We start from the raw sequence: 16083 nt of genomic DNA, 5'->3' as shown, positions 1-16083 counted from the left end.
CGGGAGGGTGACAGAGCACGTGAGTACGGGATTCGAGCGCGGTACGGACGGCCCGAAGGTGATCCTCGCCGGGGTGGACGGGTCGGAGTCCTCGCTCCGCGCGGCCGCCTACGCCGCGGGGCTGGCGCGGCGCCAGAACGCACTGCTGGCGCTGGTGTACGTCCAGCCGGTGATGCCGGCCGGGGCTTCGCTGGGCGCGCCGGTGGCCGATGCCACCGAGGAGATCGCCGAGGGCCTGGTGGCCGAGATCCGGGAGTCCGCGGAGCGCCTGAAGGGCGTCTACGACCTCCGCTGGCAGTTCCACACCTTCCGCGGGGATCCGTACGCCGGGCTGGTGAGCGCGGCGGAGGAGCTGACGGCGGACGCGGTGGTGGTGGGGGCCTCGGAGCAGGCCGGGCACCGGATCGTGGGGTCGGTGGCGGTCCGCCTGGTGAAGGCGGGCCGCTGGCCGGTGACCGTGGTTCCCTAGAACGGTGGCCGGAAGGGTTCGACGGGTCGCGGTGTCCGCCGCGGTGCACCGGCCGGCGGACACCTGGGGGCGGGCCTACTTCGCCATCGTCAGCCCGTCCTTGGCCGCGCCGCGGCCGAGCACGGCCTCGGCGATATCGTCGCGGGCGCTCTCGTAGTCCTCGCGGCCGGGGTTCTGGGCGAGCGCGGCGGGCAGGTTGACGACCCGGCCGGCCCCGAGGTCCATCATCTGCGGGACGAACTCGGCCCTGGTGACCTGCCAGCGCTGGCCGGGGGCGGCCGGCGGGGCGAAGGTGAAGCGGCCGATGGAGCCGTAGTTGCCGCGCATGTCCCGGGCGCCGGTGTGGTTGAACATCTCGCCGGCGACCTGGTCGCCCATGCCGTAGACGATCCAGGTCCCGTTGACCTTCTCGTACGCCTGCGGGATGTGGGCGTGCGTGCCCAGGATCATGTCCACGTCCGGGCGTCCGCCGGTCTGCGACGCGGTCAGCGCCTTGCCGAGCGAGAGCTGCTTCTCGTCCGGTTCGGTCTGCCACTCGGTGCCCCAGTGGAGGCTGACGAGGACCACGTCGGCGCCCGCCTTCCGGGCGGCCCGCGCGTCCGCGACGATCTTCTCCTCCTCCATCGGATTGACGGCCCAGGGCTGGCCGTCGGGCATCGGGTAGCCGTTGGTGTCGTAGGTGTACGCGAGGTGCGCGACCTTCGCGGAGCCCGCCGCGTACATCGTCACGGTCTTCGCCTCGGCCTCCGTGCGGGCCGAGCCTGCGTGTTTGAGACCGGCCTTGTCGAAGGTGTCGAGGGTGCGTTTGAGGCCCTCGGCGCCACCGTCGAGGGTGTGGTTCGATGCGGTGGAACAGCCGTCGTACCCGGCGTCCTTGAGGCCTCCCGCGACCTCGGGCGGGGACTGGAACGCGGGGTATCCGGTGAACGGACCGCCGTCCGGCCCGTAAACGGTCTCCATGTGGCAGATCGCCAGGTCCGCGGCCGAGACCAGCGGCTTGACCCCGGAGAACATCGGCCGGAAGTCGTGGCCCTCGCCGTCCGCGTCGGAGGCCGCGCGCCGGATGACCGATTCGTGCGGCAGGACGTCACCGCTCGCCACGAGAGTGAAGCCCTTCGCGGCGGGCGCCGTGGTGGCTCCGGCCGCACCGGGCGGGGCCTGCGCCGGTGGGGAGCCGGCCAGGCGGGCCGGCGAGCGGTCCGCGCCGCCGGAGCAGCCGGCGACGGCCGACAGCACCACGGCGGTCAGGAGTGCGAGGGCGTGGCGGGTGCGCGTGGTCATCTGTGCCGGCTCTCCTCAGTGCGTCCGAAATAGGTCCGGAATTAGTCCGACTATCTGATCACCTGTCAATTCATAGAAAGAGACGTGGCGAGTCAAGAGACGGCTCCGCCCCCGGCTCCGCACTCACCCCAATGGCCGTTCGGCGCGCCGTTCGACCGTTCAACGCCCCGCGCGGCCGCCCACCGGACGACCCGGGTGCTTGGGCGCACCACTCGGGCCGGACGGTTCCCGGGCGGCCCGGTGCAGGTCAGGGTGGATCCGTCGACCTCGAACCCAACCCGGACCGACCCCCGGAAGGAGCCTCCTGTGCCCCTCGCCCCCACCCTCAGCCGCACCGACCCCGAGGCGCTGGCCGAACTCCAGCGCGAACACGGACGAGCTCTGTTCGGTTTCCTGCTGGGCCTCACGGCCGGTGACGCCCAGCGTGCGGAGGACCTGGTGCAGGAGACCCTGCTACGGCTCTGGCAGCATCCCGAGGTCCTGGCGAGCGGGTACGAGTCCCTGCGGCCCTGGCTGTTCACGGTGGCCCGGCGGCTCGCCATCGACGCCCGGCGGGCCCGGCTGTCGCGGCCTCAGGAAGTGGATCCGGAGGGGCTGGAGCACGCGGCGGCGCCGGGGGACGCGGTCGCGGGCTCGGTGACGGCCATCGACGTACGGCGGGCCGTGGGTTCGCTGGGGCAGGAGCACCGTGAGGTGCTGATGCAGGTCTACTTCCAGGACCGCTCGGTGGCCGAGGCCGCGGCGGAGCTGGGCATTCCGGCAGGGACGGTCAAGTCCCGGACCCACTACGCCCTGCGCGCCCTGCGCAAGGGGCTCCAGGGGTACGGCTACGGGCTCGGCGCCTGAGGCCCGGTACACGGGCAATGCGCCAAAGGCTGGCCCGAACACCCGTGAACCGGACACAAACCGCATCGAATTCAGCATCGGACCGTTCAAGTTGAGTAAACATCCCCCATCGTGTGAGCCCCGCAAGGAAGGCTCGGCGCTGACGGCGGGATGACTCGACGCATGCGGGAGAAGGTGGAACGGTGCAGCCCGAGGGTACGAACGGCACCAGTGACGGTGGGCTCGCGGTGCCCATGGCGTGGCTCTACGCGGAGTACATCGCCGACGAACTGCTGCGCACGGGCCGGTTGATCCCGGTCAGCACCCTGGAGTTCCGTGCCGGACGCGACACGCTCGCGCTGACCATCTACCTCTCCGACGCCGCCGGCGAGCTCTCCGGGATCCGGGTCGTCTCACAGCTCGACGAGTGGATGTCGCTGACGGCGTACGGTCATCCCTGGCGCGACTGGGTCCACACCCGGATCCTGGCGCTGGGCGAGGAGGCCCGCGAGCGCGGCCGCGGCGAGGACCCCGACCTGGAACTGGCCCGCGCGGCCTGGCGCTGGCTGGATCAGACGGAGCTCTTCGCCACCAACCTCGACCCGGGCCGGCACGGCCACGCCGACACCCCGCCCGGCCTCGACGAGAACGCCCGCGTCTGGACCCCGGCCTGGCAGCTGGGCCTCCCCCTGGGCCACCTGGCGATGCACTTGTTCTGACCGGCCCGCCCCGGGGCGGCCGCCCGCCGGCGGCTACTCCGGCCGGCGCGGCCCCGGGGGCTCGGTGGGGTCGCTGACCAGGCCCGTGAAATCGGCCTCGTTGCGCTCGGCCCGGATCACGTACGTCCGGGCGACGAACCACAGCACCGGGTACACCAGGACCCCGAGCACGACCCAGACCAGCGGGCCCGACGCGACGCGCGGGAGCAGGAACAGCAGCGGCAGCACGCCCACCGGCACGGCGAGCACCGCCAGGGCACAGAGTCCGGCCCGGAGCTGACTGCGCATGAGGGAGCGCACGTAGGTGGCGCCCAGGGTGGTCTGCTCGGAGATCTCGGAGCAGGCCGGGGCGTGCGGCGGCGGCCGGCGCCGGGTGCCTCGCGGGACACCCGTGACGATCTCGCGTCGGGGCGGCTGCTGCGGCTCGGCCATGGGGCGGAGTCTACCGCCGTCACCGGCCGCGGAAAGGGCCCCTGTCGTGCATGGCGTCGCTACTTGAGGAGCTTCGACAGCCTGCGGTCCGCGAGCGGCTTGCCGCCGGTCTGGCAGGTGGGGCAGTACTGGAGCGAGGAGTCGGCGAAGGAGACCGAGCGGACGGTGTCCCCGCACACCGGGCACGGCTCGCCCGCGCGGCCGTGCACCCGCAGCCCGCTCTTCTTCTCGGCCTTGAGCCGGCCGGCCGCCACGCCGTGCGCCCGCTCGACCGCCGTGCGCAGGGTCTCCCGGACGGCCGCGTACAGGTGGTCCACCTGCGCCTCGTCGAAGGACGCGGCCAGTTTGAAGGGCGAGACCTTCGCGTGGTGGAGGATCTCGTCGCTGTAGGCGTTGCCGATCCCCGCGATGACGCCCTGGTCGCGCAACACGCCCTTGATCTGGCGCCGTTCCCCGGCGAGCAGCGCGCCGAAGGCCTCGCGGTCGAAGTCCTCGGCGAGCGGGTCGGGGCCGAGGCGGGCGATGCCCGGGACCTCCTGCGGATCGCGGACGACGTAGACGGCGAGCCGCTTCTGGGTGCCGGCTTCGGTGAGGTCGAAACCGCTGCCGTCCTCCAGTACGACGCGCAGCGCGAGCGGCCCCTTGCCGGGGCGCGGCGGCTGCGCGGGAACGCTGTCGATCCAGCGCAGCCAGCCGGCCCGGGCGAGGTGGGTGACGAGGTGCAGCTCGCCGATCCGCAGGGCGAGGAACTTGCCGTACCGGGCCGTGGCACCGGCCGGCTGTCCTTCGAGCGCGGTCAGGGGCGGGTCGTAGGTCTTGAGCACGCTCACCGCGAGCGGGAGGACGCGCTGGACCACCCGCCCGGCGAGGTGCTCGTCGAGGAACTCGCGCAGGGCCTCGACCTCGGGCAGCTCGGGCATGCCCCCAGACTGCCGTGGCCTCAGGCGAAGCGCGAGCTGGGGACCGGGCCCGGGGAGCCGACCCGGTCCCGGGGGCCGGTGAGCCAGCCGGGCGCGAGGGCCGCGGCGTAGGCCCGGAACGCCTCGTCGGTGTCGGGCGGGGTCGTCCCGTCGCCCTCGTCGGCGGTGGGGTCGGCGGCGGCGACGTCGCGGGCGATCTCCTCCGCCGGCCGGGCGTCGTCCTCCCAGGGCTCCTTGGTGAACTGTGCCTGCAGCGCGCTGAAGTCCGCTCTGACCGGCGGCGGACTGGTCCACCGGGTGGCGTGCTCGTAGAGGACCTGCCCGTCGGCGCGCTCGCGCAGGCTCGGGTCAGCTTCGCCCAGGTCGTACGCGACGACGAGGGTGTCCGGCCGCGCGGGCTCGTACGGTACGCAGGGCAGCTCGAGGATGCTCGCGGCCGCCAGTCCGAGGATCCGGTCGGACCGGCCCGGGAGCAGCGAGACCGAGGCCGGGCGCGGCCCGGTGGCGTCCAGGGCCAGCGCGAGGCGGGCGAGGCCGCGGCGGCAGCTGTCGTGGGTGTCGCCGAGGAAGGCGTAGCGGCCGGTCATGCCGGCGGCGTAGCCGTACGGGGAGAGGGTGCCGAGCAGGGTCCCGGTGAGCGCGAACTGCCAGCCGCGCAGGTCGGTGGAGTCCAGCGGCCCGGCGGTGGCGGCGAGTTCGGCGCGGGCGAGGATCCGGCGCTGGCGGGCGTGGGCCCAGTTCCAGGTGTCGTCCTCGGGGGCGGTCAGCCGGCCGGCGGCGGTGCGGGCGGCGGGGAGGTCCCCGGCGAGGAGGGTGTGGTGGACGAGGAGGTACGTCTCGGGCCAGGCGGGCAGCCGGTCCCCGCGGGCGGCGAGCAGTGCGGCGGCCTCGGCGTGCCGTTCCTCGTCCTCCAGGGCGGAGGCGAGCTCGGCGAGCAGGGTGCGCGAGTCGGGGACCCGGGCGAGCGCGGCACGCAGCGGGGCTATGCCGAGGAAGGCCATGCCGCGTTCGACGCAGCCGTAGCCGAGGTCGTAGAGGGCCTGGGGCTCATCGGGCCGCTTGGCGGCGGTCCTGGCCGCCTTGGCCAGGTCCTTGAACCCGGCGGCGTCGGCCAGGGCGCGGACGGCCCGGGCCAGTTCGCCCAGCGGGAGGGTCTCGGCGTGCGGGCGCAGCGCTCGTACGGCACCGGGCAGATCTCCCGACTTCAGCAGCGTGCGGACGTCGTCCATGGTGTGAGTCATCGCCGCCGATCATCGGCGAACCGCCCGCGCGCCCGCAACGGACTTTCCGCCACGGCCCGCGAACCGGGCCCCGCACGCCGACCCGGCCCCGCACTCCGACCCGGCCCCGCACGCGCGCGGGCCCGGCCCACCGCGGGGCCGGGCGTGTTCACGCCATCGTGAACTCGCACCACACGCACTTGCCGCTACCCCGCGGCTCCACGCCCCAGGCGTCGGCCAGCCGGTCCACCAGCATCAGGCCGCGTCCCGAGACCCCGGAGTCCCCTGCCTCCCGGCGCCGCGGCAGGGCGCTGGAGCGGTCCTCGACCTCCACCCGGAGCCGGCGTTGGGGGCCGGTCAGGACACGCAGCGTCACGATGGCCGGACCGTCGGTGTGCATGAGGGCGTTGACGATGAGTTCGTCCGCGATCAGTTCGATCTCGTCGGCCCGGTCGCGCGCGCCCCATGCCCGGACCGCCGCGCCGATCATGTGGCGGGCCGACACCAGGGCCTCCGGATCGCCGGGGGCCACGTGCTGCTGGAGGCGGCCGCCGCCTTGCGGGACCTCCTCGGCATCGCGGCGCAGCAGCAGGAGCGCCATGTCGTCGTCGCCGCCCCGGTCGTCGACGACCTCGCACAGCCGGTCCGCGAGCAGGGCCAGGTCCGCCGGGCCATTGCGGACCATGGAGGCGAGGAGCTGGATGCCGTCGTCGAGGTCGGCTCCGGGCTGTTCCACCAGGCCGTCCGTACACAGCAGAAGCGTTTCCCCGGGACCCATCTCCACAGTGGTCACCGGATAGTCCAGCCACCCGAACTCCGCGGACAGCCCGAGCGGCATGCCGCCCTCCAGCGCGAGGCGTTCGCAGCCACCGTCGAGGGTGCGCAGCAGGGGGTCGATGTGGCCGGCCCGGACGAGTTGCAGGACCCCGGTCGAGAGGTCGGCCTCGACGTAGGTGCAGGTCGCGAAGCGGTCGGTGTCCAGCTCGTGCAGGAAGACGGAGGCCCGGGCCATGACGGTGCCCGGCGAGTGCCCCTCGGCGGCGTAGGCGCGCAGCACGATCCGGAGCTGCCCCATGACGGCCGCCGCGTGCGTGTCGTGGCCCTGGACGTCGCCGATGACCGCACCGACCCGCCCTCCGGGCAGCGGGATGATGTCGTACCAGTCGCCGCCGATGTCCTGGCCCATCCGGGCCGAGCGGTACCGCACGGCGATCTCGGCGCCCGGCACGGACGGGATCCGGCGCGGCAGCATCGCCTGCTGGAGGCCTTCCGCCAGGTCGTGCTCCTGTTCCAGCAGCATCGCCCGCTGCAGGCTCTGCGCGATGCTGCTGCCGAGGGCGACGAGCAGGTTCCGCTCGTCCTGGGTGAAGCCGTCCTTGTGCTGGTAGAGCAGCCCGATCGCACCGATCGGGCGGGCCTGGGCGATCAGCGGCAGGTACGCGGCCGCCGAGATCTCCATGTACGAGATCTGCGACCAGAGCCCGGGATACCCGGCGGCGAACTCGGCCGCGGAGTCGAGGAAGCGCGGCTGGAGCGAGCGGACGACCTCGCTCATCGGGTACTGCTCGTCGATGCGGGTGTAGCGGGTGCCGGGGACGAAACTGCCCTCCGGGCCCTCGGCGACGAGGTGGATCCGGCCGGCTTCGACCAGGCCCATCACCATGCCCATCGAACCGAGCCGCTCCATGCCGTGCGCGTCGCCGAGCACGTCGATGACGTCCTGGACGGTACGGGCGTGCGCGAGAGCGGCGGTGGTGCTCTCCACCACCGACGTCTGCCGGCGCCGCTCCTCGTCCAGCCCGAGGCGTTCCGCCGAGTGGCTGAGCTCCTCGGTGGCGTCGCGGACGATGCCGATGATCCGGTACGGGCGCCCGTCCGGGCTGCGCATGACCCGGCCCTGGGTGTGCGTCCAGCGCAGCCGGCCGTCGTGGCAGCGGATGCGGAAGTAGGCGCCGTAGCTGTCGACGCCGCTCTTGAGCGCGGAGGAGACCAGGGCGTCGAGGCGGACGCTCTCGGCGGGCGGGACGCGCGGCGCGAGGGACTCGGGCCGTCCGTCGTACTCGTCGGGGGTGGTGTCGAAGACCTCGAGGGCTGCCGAGTCCATGTGCATGAGACCGGTGACCAGGTCCCAGTCGAAACTCCCCATGCGGTTCAGCGAGAGCGACCGGTCCGGGTGTGCGGGCCAGTCGTCCGGCAGCGATACGGAGGTCGGCACCGGTCCACCATGACACACGGGCCGGTCAGGCGCTCTCCAGGTACTGGCCTTGATCCGGGGCCGGGGGCTGCTGGTCGGGGACGGCGTACGGGTCGCTGTAGGGAGCGGTCCAGGGGTCGGTGTACGGCTCCGCGAACGGGTCGTAGGGCGCGTCCGGGCCGCTGGGCCGGGAGGGGGACCCGTCGGGGCCCACCAGGATCCCCGGGTCGCCCGGCGTCTGGCCGGGCAGATCGGACGGGAGGTCCGTGGGCACGTCCGAGGGCACGTCGGAGGCCGGCGGAGGCACGGTGGGCGGCCCCGAGGGGATTCCGGACGACGGCTGGTCGGGGACCACCGGGGTGTTCGGGACGGTCTGCGGGGCGCCGGGCGGGCAGTCGGCCGCCTTCGGGACCGGACTCCCCCCGGGGCTCGGCTTGCCGGGGACGGGCGGCGAGGTGCGGGCCAGGCTGTTGCTGTCCGGCGTCGGACACGGATCGGCCGGCGAGGTGCCGGGCGGCGTCGCCGGTCCGGCGGGGATGCCGTCGGCCGGGTCGTAGGGCGGGGGTGTCACGGGGGCGCGGTCCTGGGCTCCGTCGTCGCCGGTCCTGCGCTCGATCCAGGTGTTGTCGGTGATGTTGACGATGACGAGGCTGTTGATCACTTGTGCGGTCGGCTCGATGACCACGACCTGGTTGGGCTGGTAACCGGTCCACGGATCGCCCTTGAGCACCGGGGCCCCCTGCGCGGCGCGCGGCGCCATCAGCGGGTTTCCGCAGGCGCAGCGGACGCGGGGCATTCCGTGGGAGTCCACCAGGACGGCGGTGCCGGCCTGGAGGACGGACTGGAAGGCGTTCGGCCTGCCGTCGGCGAAGCCGTGGTTGGTCACCCGGGTGTCGGCGCGCAGCACGACCGGGGTGAGGCCGCGCAGGAAGTCGGGGATCTCCTCCTGCTTCATCTGGGAGGCCTCGGCGAACGCGCGGGCCTTGCCGTCGTCGGCCGTGAGGGACTGGACCTGCGCTTCCACGTCACAGCTGCCGAGCCGCTGGGTTCCGCCGTACAGGCCGGGGGTGGCGGCGTTGACGGTACGGATGCCCTGGCCGGTCGCGTTGGGCACCGGGGGCTGGACCGGGGCCGATTCACCCATGGCGGAGGAGGTGGTGAAGGGGTCCGGGCCGGCCGAGGCCACGGGCTGGAGGTGGACCTCCTGGCTCTCGGCGGCGGGTCCCTTGGTCTGTCCGTCCTCGGCGGAGGCGCCGCAGGCCGCGGCGAGGAGTCCTAGGGCTGCGAAGAGGGCCGTGCGGGCCGGTGCGTGACGACGCGTCGCCTGACGAGGTGTCGGTGCGTGCACGTTTTTCTCCTTTTTCGCCCCGGTTTATTCCTCTTGTCTGCCGTATGTACGCGGCAGACGCAACCGGAGGGTCGGGAGTCCGGCCCCGCGGGAGCGGCGTCTTGAACATGTTCAAGAGACCGTCTAGGCTCACCACCGTGAGTTGAACGCGTTCAACGCGTTCGTTCCGTAAGGGGGAGACCGCGGTGACCGTGCTGGTGAATCTCATCGTCACGCTGGGCATGCTCTACGTCGTCCCGGCCGGCCTGCGCCTGATCGATCCGGTCCGGCTCGGCCGAACGGCCCGGCTGTGGCCGCTCTTCGCGGTTCCCGGGGCGGCCTGCCTCTGGATGCCGCGCGGAGCCCCCGCCACGGTCCTGGCCGCACTCTACGCGGCGGCCACCCTGACCCTCGCGGGGCGGGCCCTGACCCGGGCGGCAGCGACCCTGCGGGCGCGCGGCGGCCGGCCCGGGCGGGCCCCCTCCCCCGCCGAGGCGGCCGTCCTCACCGCGCTGGCGGCGCCCTCGGTCGCCGGTACCGCGCTGGTCGCCGAACGCGCCGGACACCGGCTCTTCGGCTTCGACCTCGACATCCTCGCGCTGACCGTGCCGCACTTCCACTTCGCCGGGTTCACCGCCGCCCTGGTCGCCGGCCTGGTCTGCCGGTCGGCCGGCGCGTCCGGAGCCCTCGCCCGCTGGGCGGCGTACAGCGTCCCGGCCGGGACGCTGCTCGTCCTCCTCGGCTACTTCGTCGACGACTGGGCCGAGCTGGTCGGAGCGGTGACGCTGACCGGCGGTATGTGGGCGGTGGCCCTGCTGACCTGGCGGGACATCCGCCCCGGCGCCGCCGGACGGGACCGGGTGACCGGCGCGCTGCTGGGGACCTCGGCGGCCGTCCTGGTGGCCACCATGCTGCTCGCCCTGTGGTGGGCGCTCGGCGAGGCCACCGGGATCGTGCACCCCACCCTGACCTGGATGGCCGCGACCCACGGTCTCGGCAACGCCCTCGGATTCGCCCTGTGCTCACTGCTGGCCTGGCACCGCCTGGCCCCCGGCCGAACCGACCGGACCGGCCGGGCGGGCCGAACCGCCCGAACCGACCGGACCTCCCGAACGGAGATCACGGCATGACCCGCCTCATCAGCGCAGGCCGCAGCACCCTCAACTACCCCGACCGGGGCGCCACGGCCCGGCGTCCGCTGCCCGCCGGATACAACATCACCCACCACCGCACCCGGATCGGGCACGGGCGGACGGTACTCGAAGCGGCCGGCGCCGCCGTCACCACCTTCCGGGCGCACCGCGGCTCGGGGATGCTCGTCACGGCCGACGGCGGGCCCGTCCGGCCGGGTGACCGGGTAGTGGTCGGGATGGGCGTGGGTCCGCTGCGGATCGAGGCCCCGTGCGAGGTGATCTGGACGGCGTACGAGCCCCGGCGGATCGGTTTCGCCTACGGGACGCTGGCCGGGCATCCGGCGCGCGGCGAGGAGTCCTTCGTGGTGGACATGGAGGCGGACGGCTCGGTGTGGTTCGAGGTGAACGCCTTCAGCCTCCCGGCACGCTGGTACATGCGCCTGGCGGGCCCGGTCCCCCCCTTCCTCCAGCAGGCCTACGCCCGCCGGCTCGGGCGGTTCGTACGGGAACTCGGCACGGGCACCCGGCCGGCCGGATACTGGAGGCGATGGACTGGTTCACGGCGCCCGGATACTGGCTGGGGCGGCTGATCTTCCAACGGGCCCTGGCCGGCGTCTACCTCGTCGCCTTCACCGGGGCCGCCCTGCAGTTCCGAGCGCTGATCGGGGCGCAGGGCATGCTGCCCGTGCCCCGGTACCTGCGGTACGCGCCCTTCCGCCGGGCCCCGAGCCTGTTCCAGCTCCACTACTCCGACCGGTTCTTCGCCTCCTGCGCCTGGTTCGGCGCCGCGCTGGCGGCGGCGCTCGCCGCGGGGGCCGGGGACGCGGTGCCGCTGGGCGCGGCGATGGTGATGTGGGCGCTGCTGTGGGCGCTGTACCTGTCCGTCGTGAACGTGGGACAGACCTGGTACTCCTTCGGCTGGGAGTCGTTGCTCCTGGAAGTCGGCTTCCTGGCGGTCTTCCTCGGCAACGCGCAGGCCGGGCCGCCCGTGCTGGTGCTGTGGCTGCTGCGCTGGGTGGTCTTCCGGGTGGAGTTCGGCGCGGGGCTGATCAAGATGCGCGGCGACCCCTGCTGGCGGCGGCTCACCTGCCTCTACTTCCACCACGAGACGCAGCCGATGCCCGGTCCGTTGAGCTGGTTCTTCCACCATCTGCCGAAGCCGCTGCACCGGGTGGAGTGCGCCGCCAACCATGTGACCCAACTGGTCGTCCCGGTCCTGCTGTTCGCCCCGCAGCCGGTGGCCTCGTACGCCGCCATGACCATCGTGGCGACCCAGCTGTGGCTGGTGCTGTCGGGGAACTTCGCCTGGCTGAACTGGATCACGATCACGGCGGCGCTGCCGGCCGTCGACTTCGGCGCGTTCGCGGGCGCCCCGCCGCCGGCCGCCTCCCGGGAGGGTCCGCTCTGGTACGTGGTGGCGGTGTGCGCGCTGACCGTGCTGGTGCTGGTGCTCAGCCGGCACCCGGTGGCCAACATGGTCTCGCGCCGCCAGGTGATGAACCGGTCCTTCGATCCTCTCCACCTGGTCAACACCTACGGGGCGTTCGGCACGGTGGGCCGGATCCGCGAGGAGGTGGTGGTGGAGGGCACCGCGGACCGGCTGCCCCGGGAGGACGGCGCGTGGCGGGAGTACGGGTTCAAGGGCAAGCCGGGTGACGTGCGCCGGACCCCGCGCCAGTTCGCCCCGTACCACCTGCGCCTGGACTGGCTCATGTGGTTCGCGGCGCTCTCCCCCGGCTACGCCCGGGACTGGTTCGGGCCGTTCGTGGAACGGCTGCTGGCGGGCGACCGGGACACGCTGCGGCTGATCCGGCACAATCCCTTCCCGGACGCGCCGCCGCTCTACGTCCGGGCACGGCTGTACCGCTACCGGTTCACGACCTGGCGCGAGCTGCGCGAGACGGGCGCGTGGTGGCACCGCACGCTGGTGCGCGAGTACCTCCCGCCGACCCGGCTCGCACAGGCCGCCCGGTCGGAGCCCTACGAGCCCTGAGGCCCGAGGAGTACGGCCTCCTGTTCCGTGCTCATCCCGGGGGACGGCCGGTCGGAGCGCTGCGGCGCCACCCCGCCCAGGGTGCCGAGCCAGGCCCAGGTGTCGGCGACGGTCTCCCCGACCGGACGGCACACCAGGCCCGCCTCCAACGCCCTGGTCACGTCACCGCCGTACATGAAGTCGTGCATCTCCCCCTCGGGCAGCCAGACCGGCAGCTCCGTCCAGGGCTGCACCCCCGCCTCCTCGATCCGGGCCGGATCGGTCCAGCGGAGCTCGGCGGCGCCGCCGGTCACCTTCGCGCAGGCTTCCAGGAAGCCGCCCATCGTGGCGTGGCCCGTCGGGGAGACCACGTTGTACGGGCCGCCGAGCCCGGCTCCGGCGGCGTCCAGGGTCCAGCGCGCGAGATCGCGTACGTCCACGTACTGGAGCGGCAGCCCGCTCGGCCCGGGGGCGGGCAGCGGGCCGCCCCGCGCGGTGCGGTTCAGCCACCAGGGCAGCCGGCCGACGTTCTCGTACGGGCCGAGGATCAGCCCGGCGCGGACCAGCAGGGCGCGGTCGCCGAAGGCGTCCGCGGCGGCGATCTCGCCGCCGCGCTTGTCCTCGGGGTAGGCGACGGAGCCCGCGTCGGGCGAGCCGTCGACCAGCGGGCCGTCCTCGTCCAGTCCCGCCGGTGCGGGGTACTGGTACACCGAGCGGCTGGATATGTACGCGTACCGGCCGGCCCGGCCGGCGAGCAGTCGGGCGCTGTCGCGTACGGCGGTGGGGGCGCCGCCCCAGGTGTCCACGACGAGGTCCCACTCCCCGTGGGCGAGGGCGTCCAGGCCGCCGGGGGCGGTGCGGTCCCCGTGCAGGGCCTTGGTGCCGGCGGGGGGCGCGTGCTGCCCGCGGTGGAAGACGGTCACCTCCCAGCCGCGGTCCAGGGCGTCTTCTGTGATCGCGCGCCCGACGAATTCGGTACCACCCAGCATCAGCAGCTTCATGCTGGTCAGCCTGCCCGGGAGCGGGGCCGCCGGTAACCCTTGATCGCCCACAGCGATGACGCCGACGGCGTACCGTTCCCGGGAACTTCCGAGCCCCCGCCGCCGGTCGTCGGCGCGGGGGCTCGGAACACTCGTGTGGGGCGCCGGCTAGTCGATGCCGGGAAGGATGTGCGGCTCGGCGAGGTCGTCCTCGTAGCCGGCGAGGCGGATCGGGGCGGACCGTGCCCAGACCTCCAGGTTGCCGAGCGTCTCGGGGCGCTTACCGCTCCGCGACCCCGTACGTTCCCTCGTGGCCTGGTCGGCCTTCGTCATTTCTGGTGTCACCGCGCACTCCTTTGTGTCGCGTAACCCGGCGGGCGCGGACCGCTCGCCGGTAGCAGGAATAAAGGGTTTCCGGACGCGGTGGCGCCTTGGTGGAGCGAGAACCCGGGTAGGGCTCTCATGGCGCTCAGAGTACACATATGAGCGCACCCCCGCTCGATGGAAAGGTAAAATCCACGCTGGACCGCTTGTTTTCGCCATGAGTTCATCACCTCGCACGGATTCGTGTCGCGAAGGAATGATCTGCTCGACGGCGCCATACGGGTGATGCGCGGTCGGGCGACGGAGGGAACGACAGTGGCGAAGTCCGGAGTGCCGGCGGTCGTCGGGAGCGTCGGGGAACTGATGGACCTGCTGCGGAGCGGGCACGGCGACGGCCACGGGATGCGGGCGGCGGCGCTGCTGCGCCGCTCCCACCCCTCGGACAAGGAGCTCCAGGTCGCGGGGCTGCTGATCGACCAGCCGGCGGAGGTGATCCGTCCGCTGTTGGGCGAGCGGGTGGCCCGGCTCGTACGGCTCCACGCACCGGGGGCGCCGGCCCACGGGGCCGACCCCGATGTCGACTCCCTGAACCAGGCCGCCGAGGCGGGCAGGGCCGCGGGACTGGACGCGGGCGTACTGGAGGACTGGCGGCCGGTGCTGGAACTGGTCGCGGCCGGGGCCTACGACCGCACGGCGTGAATCGCCGCGCGCCCCCGGCCCTCTCGCGGGAGGGACCGGGCGCGCGCGGTGGACGTGCCGACCGTGCGGACTGACGCGCCGGCTTCGGCGGACCCGCCGGAGCGGTCTACCAGTTGGCGGGCGCGTAGTCCTTGAGGAAGACGCCGAACAGGTCCTCGCCGGCCTCGCCGCGGACGATCGGGTCGTAGACCCGGGCCGCGCCGTCGACCAGGTCGAGCGGGGCGTGGAAGCCCTCCTCGGCGAGGCGCATCTTGTCCGGGTGCGGGCGCTCGTCGGTGATCCAGCCGGTGTCGACGGCCGTCATCAGGATCTGGTCCTTCTGGAACATCTCCTGGGCGCTGGTGCGCGTCAGCATGTTCAGCGCGGCCTTGGCCATGTTGGTGTGCGGGTGGCCGGCGCCCTTGTAGCCGCGGCTGAAGACGCCCTCCATGGCGGAGACGTTGACCACGTAGCGGCGGCCGGCCGCGGCGGCGGCCATCGCCGGGCGGAGCCTGCTGATCAGGATGAACGGCGCGGTGGAGTTGCACAGCTGCACTTCGAGCAGCTCGATCGGGTCGACCTCGGACACCGTCTGGATCCAGCTGTTGGTGTCGTGCAGGTCGGGGACCAGACCGCCGGCGTCGATCGCGGTGCCGGCGGCGATCCGCTCCAGCGAGGCCGAGCCGGAGACCAGCGCGAGCTCGGTGATGTCCTGGGCGCTGAGCTTCTCGCCCTTGCCGGTGGGCAGCGCGGCGACGCGGTCCACGGTGCCGCTGCCGAAGGTGCCGATGACCTCGGAGCTCGGCAGTTCGCCCGCGGGGAGCGGGGCGTTCTCGGCGGCGACGAGCTCGCTGTAGGCGCCCGGGGAGCGGCGTACGGTCTGCGCGGCGTTGTTGATCAGGATGTCGAGCGGGCCCTCGGCGGCGACCGAGTCCGCCAGCGCCACGACCTGGGCGGGGTCACGCAGGTCGATGCCGACGATCTTCAGCCGGTGCAGCCACTCGGAGCTGTCGGGCATCGCCTTGAAGCGGCGGATCGCGTCGCTGGGGAAGCGGGTCGTGATCGTGGTGTGCGCGCCGTCGCGCAGCAGCCGCAGCGCGATGTACATGCCGATCTTGGCGCGGCCGCCGGTGAGCAGGGCGCGGCGGCCGGTCAGGTCGGTGCGGGCGTCGCGTCGCTCGTGGTTGAAGGCGGCGCAGTCCTGGCAGAGCTGGTGGTAGAACGCGTCGACCTCTACGTAGCGGGTCTTGCAGACGTAGCAGGAGCGCGGGCGCTGCAGGATTCCGGCGATCGGACCCTTGGCGGCGGCGGTCAGGGCGTTGCCCTGGGTCTCGTCGTCGATGCGCTCGGCGGAGCCGGTCGCGGTCGCCTCGGTGACGGCCTTGTCGTTGGCGGTCTTCGCGGCGCGGCGGTCCTGGCGGCGGCGCTGCTTGACCGTGCGGTAGAGACCGGCGGTGGCACGGCGCACGGTGATCGCGTCCGGGTGGTCGACGTCGAGCTTGTCCAGCTCGTCGAGCACGCTCAGGCAGAGGGCCAGGCGGTCGGGGTCGATGCCCGGCCCGAAGGCGTGGCCGTGCACCTGGCTGTCTTCGGTCACCGTCATACCCGC

The 16083-nt window shown here is 73.3% G+C and carries 16 protein-coding genes; 7 read left to right on the top strand and 9 right to left on the bottom strand.

Annotation, left to right across the window (positions count from 1 at the left end):
• Window positions 1–7 precede the first annotated feature (7 nt).
• Window positions 8–469 (top strand): universal stress protein, encoded by a 462-nt coding sequence (locus OG389_RS31970; RefSeq protein ID WP_328302125.1) that lies wholly within the window; start codon window positions 8–10, stop codon window positions 467–469.
• A gap of 75 nt (window positions 470–544) precedes the next feature.
• Here OG389_RS31970 and OG389_RS31965 read toward each other — a convergent pair whose 3' ends face one another.
• Complete coding sequence (locus OG389_RS31965; protein WP_328302123.1) at window positions 545–1750, bottom strand: CapA family protein; 1206 nt, start codon at window positions 1748–1750, stop codon at window positions 545–547.
• Window positions 1751–2056: 306 nt separating this feature from the next.
• On the opposite strand from OG389_RS31965, the gene OG389_RS31960 reads away from it, so the two are divergent.
• Both OG389_RS31960 and OG389_RS31955 read left to right on the top strand, forming a co-directional pair.
• On the top strand, window positions 2057–2596 hold the full coding sequence (locus OG389_RS31960) for a sigma-70 family RNA polymerase sigma factor (RefSeq protein WP_328302121.1): 540 nt from the start codon (window positions 2057–2059) through the stop codon (window positions 2594–2596).
• 233 nt (window positions 2597–2829) lie between these two features.
• Window positions 2830–3294, top strand: coding sequence for a hypothetical protein (locus tag OG389_RS31955; protein WP_328304255.1), 465 nt, complete (start codon window positions 2830–2832; stop codon window positions 3292–3294).
• A gap of 33 nt (window positions 3295–3327) precedes the next feature.
• On the opposite strand, the gene OG389_RS31950 is transcribed toward OG389_RS31955, so the two are convergent.
• The 5 genes from OG389_RS31950 to OG389_RS31930 form a co-directional block, all read right to left on the bottom strand.
• Window positions 3328–3726, bottom strand: coding sequence for a hypothetical protein (locus tag OG389_RS31950; protein WP_328302119.1), 399 nt, complete (start codon window positions 3724–3726; stop codon window positions 3328–3330).
• Window positions 3727–3785: 59 nt separating this feature from the next.
• Window positions 3786–4646 carry an Fpg/Nei family DNA glycosylase gene (locus OG389_RS31945; RefSeq protein WP_328302117.1) on the bottom strand — a complete coding sequence of 287 codons (861 nt, stop codon included), beginning with the start codon at window positions 4644–4646 and terminating at the stop codon, window positions 3786–3788.
• Window positions 4647–4666: 20 nt separating this feature from the next.
• A complete protein-coding gene (locus OG389_RS31940; protein ID WP_328302115.1) occupies window positions 4667–5887 on the bottom strand; it encodes a hypothetical protein in 1221 nt (406 codons plus the stop codon).
• A gap of 148 nt (window positions 5888–6035) precedes the next feature.
• On the bottom strand, window positions 6036–8099 hold the full coding sequence (locus OG389_RS31935; RefSeq protein WP_328302113.1) for a SpoIIE family protein phosphatase: 2064 nt from the start codon (window positions 8097–8099) through the stop codon (window positions 6036–6038).
• 7 nt (window positions 8100–8106) lie between these two features.
• Window positions 8107–9408 (bottom strand): DUF6777 domain-containing protein, encoded by a 1302-nt coding sequence (locus OG389_RS31930; RefSeq protein WP_328302111.1) that lies wholly within the window; start codon window positions 9406–9408, stop codon window positions 8107–8109.
• Window positions 9409–9593: 185 nt separating this feature from the next.
• Here OG389_RS31930 and OG389_RS31925 point away from each other — a divergent pair, with 185 nt between their 5' ends.
• From OG389_RS31925 to OG389_RS31915, 3 genes are read left to right on the top strand one after another with little or no spacing between them, the layout of a single operon-like run.
• Complete coding sequence (locus OG389_RS31925; protein ID WP_328302109.1) at window positions 9594–10517, top strand: YndJ family protein; 924 nt, start codon at window positions 9594–9596, stop codon at window positions 10515–10517.
• Window positions 10514–11110 carry a DUF1990 family protein gene (locus tag OG389_RS31920; RefSeq protein WP_328302107.1) on the top strand — a complete coding sequence of 199 codons (597 nt, stop codon included), beginning with the start codon at window positions 10514–10516 and terminating at the stop codon, window positions 11108–11110. Before OG389_RS31925 ends, OG389_RS31920 begins: the two co-directional genes overlap by 4 nt.
• Window positions 11068–12513: a lipase maturation factor family protein gene (locus OG389_RS31915; RefSeq protein ID WP_328302105.1), complete on the top strand. Its 1446-nt coding sequence runs from the start codon at window positions 11068–11070 to the stop codon at window positions 12511–12513. The genes OG389_RS31920 and OG389_RS31915 overlap by 43 nt, the downstream gene beginning before the upstream one ends.
• Here the strand turns inward: OG389_RS31915 and OG389_RS31910 are convergent.
• The gene (locus OG389_RS31910) at window positions 12501–13493 is read right to left on the bottom strand and encodes an NAD-dependent epimerase/dehydratase family protein (protein WP_328302104.1); all 993 of its coding nucleotides are present in this window, start codon (window positions 13491–13493) and stop codon (window positions 12501–12503) included. The two genes, OG389_RS31915 and OG389_RS31910, sit on opposite strands and share 13 nt — an antisense overlap.
• A gap of 147 nt (window positions 13494–13640) precedes the next feature.
• Complete coding sequence (locus OG389_RS31905; protein WP_328302103.1) at window positions 13641–13817, bottom strand: hypothetical protein; 177 nt, start codon at window positions 13815–13817, stop codon at window positions 13641–13643.
• A 342-nt stretch (window positions 13818–14159) separates the two neighbouring features.
• Here OG389_RS31905 and OG389_RS31900 point away from each other — a divergent pair, with 342 nt between their 5' ends.
• Window positions 14160–14495, top strand: a complete 336-nt coding sequence (locus OG389_RS31900) for a hypothetical protein (RefSeq protein ID WP_328304253.1) — start codon at window positions 14160–14162, stop codon at window positions 14493–14495.
• Window positions 14496–14601: 106 nt separating this feature from the next.
• On the opposite strand, the gene OG389_RS31895 is transcribed toward OG389_RS31900, so the two are convergent.
• Window positions 14602–16077, bottom strand: coding sequence for an SDR family NAD(P)-dependent oxidoreductase (locus OG389_RS31895; protein WP_328302101.1), 1476 nt, complete (start codon window positions 16075–16077; stop codon window positions 14602–14604).
• Between the last annotated feature and the right edge of the window lie 6 nt (window positions 16078–16083).

The sequence above is a fragment of the Streptomyces sp. NBC_00435 genome (genome assembly GCF_036014235.1).
Taxonomy (GTDB): domain Bacteria; phylum Actinomycetota; class Actinomycetes; order Streptomycetales; family Streptomycetaceae; genus Streptomyces.
Note: the sequence above shows the minus strand (reverse complement) of the source record. Positions and strands in the feature narration are given on the sequence as shown.

What these genes read in the sequence shown, in the direction of transcription:
- OG389_RS31915 (WP_328302105.1), top strand. Translation starts at nt 11,068, where the DNA reads ATGGACTGGTTCACGGCGCCCGGATACTGGCTGGGGCGGCTGATCTTC.
- OG389_RS31940 (WP_328302115.1), bottom strand. Translation starts at nt 5,887, where the DNA reads ATGACTCACACCATGGACGACGTCCGCACGCTGCTGAAGTCGGGAGAT.
- OG389_RS31945 (WP_328302117.1), bottom strand. Translation starts at nt 4,646, where the DNA reads ATGCCCGAGCTGCCCGAGGTCGAGGCCCTGCGCGAGTTCCTCGACGAG.
- OG389_RS31900 (WP_328304253.1), top strand. Translation starts at nt 14,160, where the DNA reads ATGGACCTGCTGCGGAGCGGGCACGGCGACGGCCACGGGATGCGGGCG.
- OG389_RS31950 (WP_328302119.1), bottom strand. Translation starts at nt 3,726, where the DNA reads ATGGCCGAGCCGCAGCAGCCGCCCCGACGCGAGATCGTCACGGGTGTC.
- OG389_RS31920 (WP_328302107.1), top strand. Translation starts at nt 10,514, where the DNA reads ATGACCCGCCTCATCAGCGCAGGCCGCAGCACCCTCAACTACCCCGAC.
- OG389_RS31895 (WP_328302101.1), bottom strand. Translation starts at nt 16,077, where the DNA reads ATGACGGTGACCGAAGACAGCCAGGTGCACGGCCACGCCTTCGGGCCG.
- OG389_RS31965 (WP_328302123.1), bottom strand. Translation starts at nt 1,750, where the DNA reads ATGACCACGCGCACCCGCCACGCCCTCGCACTCCTGACCGCCGTGGTG.
- OG389_RS31910 (WP_328302104.1), bottom strand. Translation starts at nt 13,493, where the DNA reads ATGAAGCTGCTGATGCTGGGTGGTACCGAATTCGTCGGGCGCGCGATC.
- OG389_RS31955 (WP_328304255.1), top strand. Translation starts at nt 2,830, where the DNA reads ATGGCGTGGCTCTACGCGGAGTACATCGCCGACGAACTGCTGCGCACG.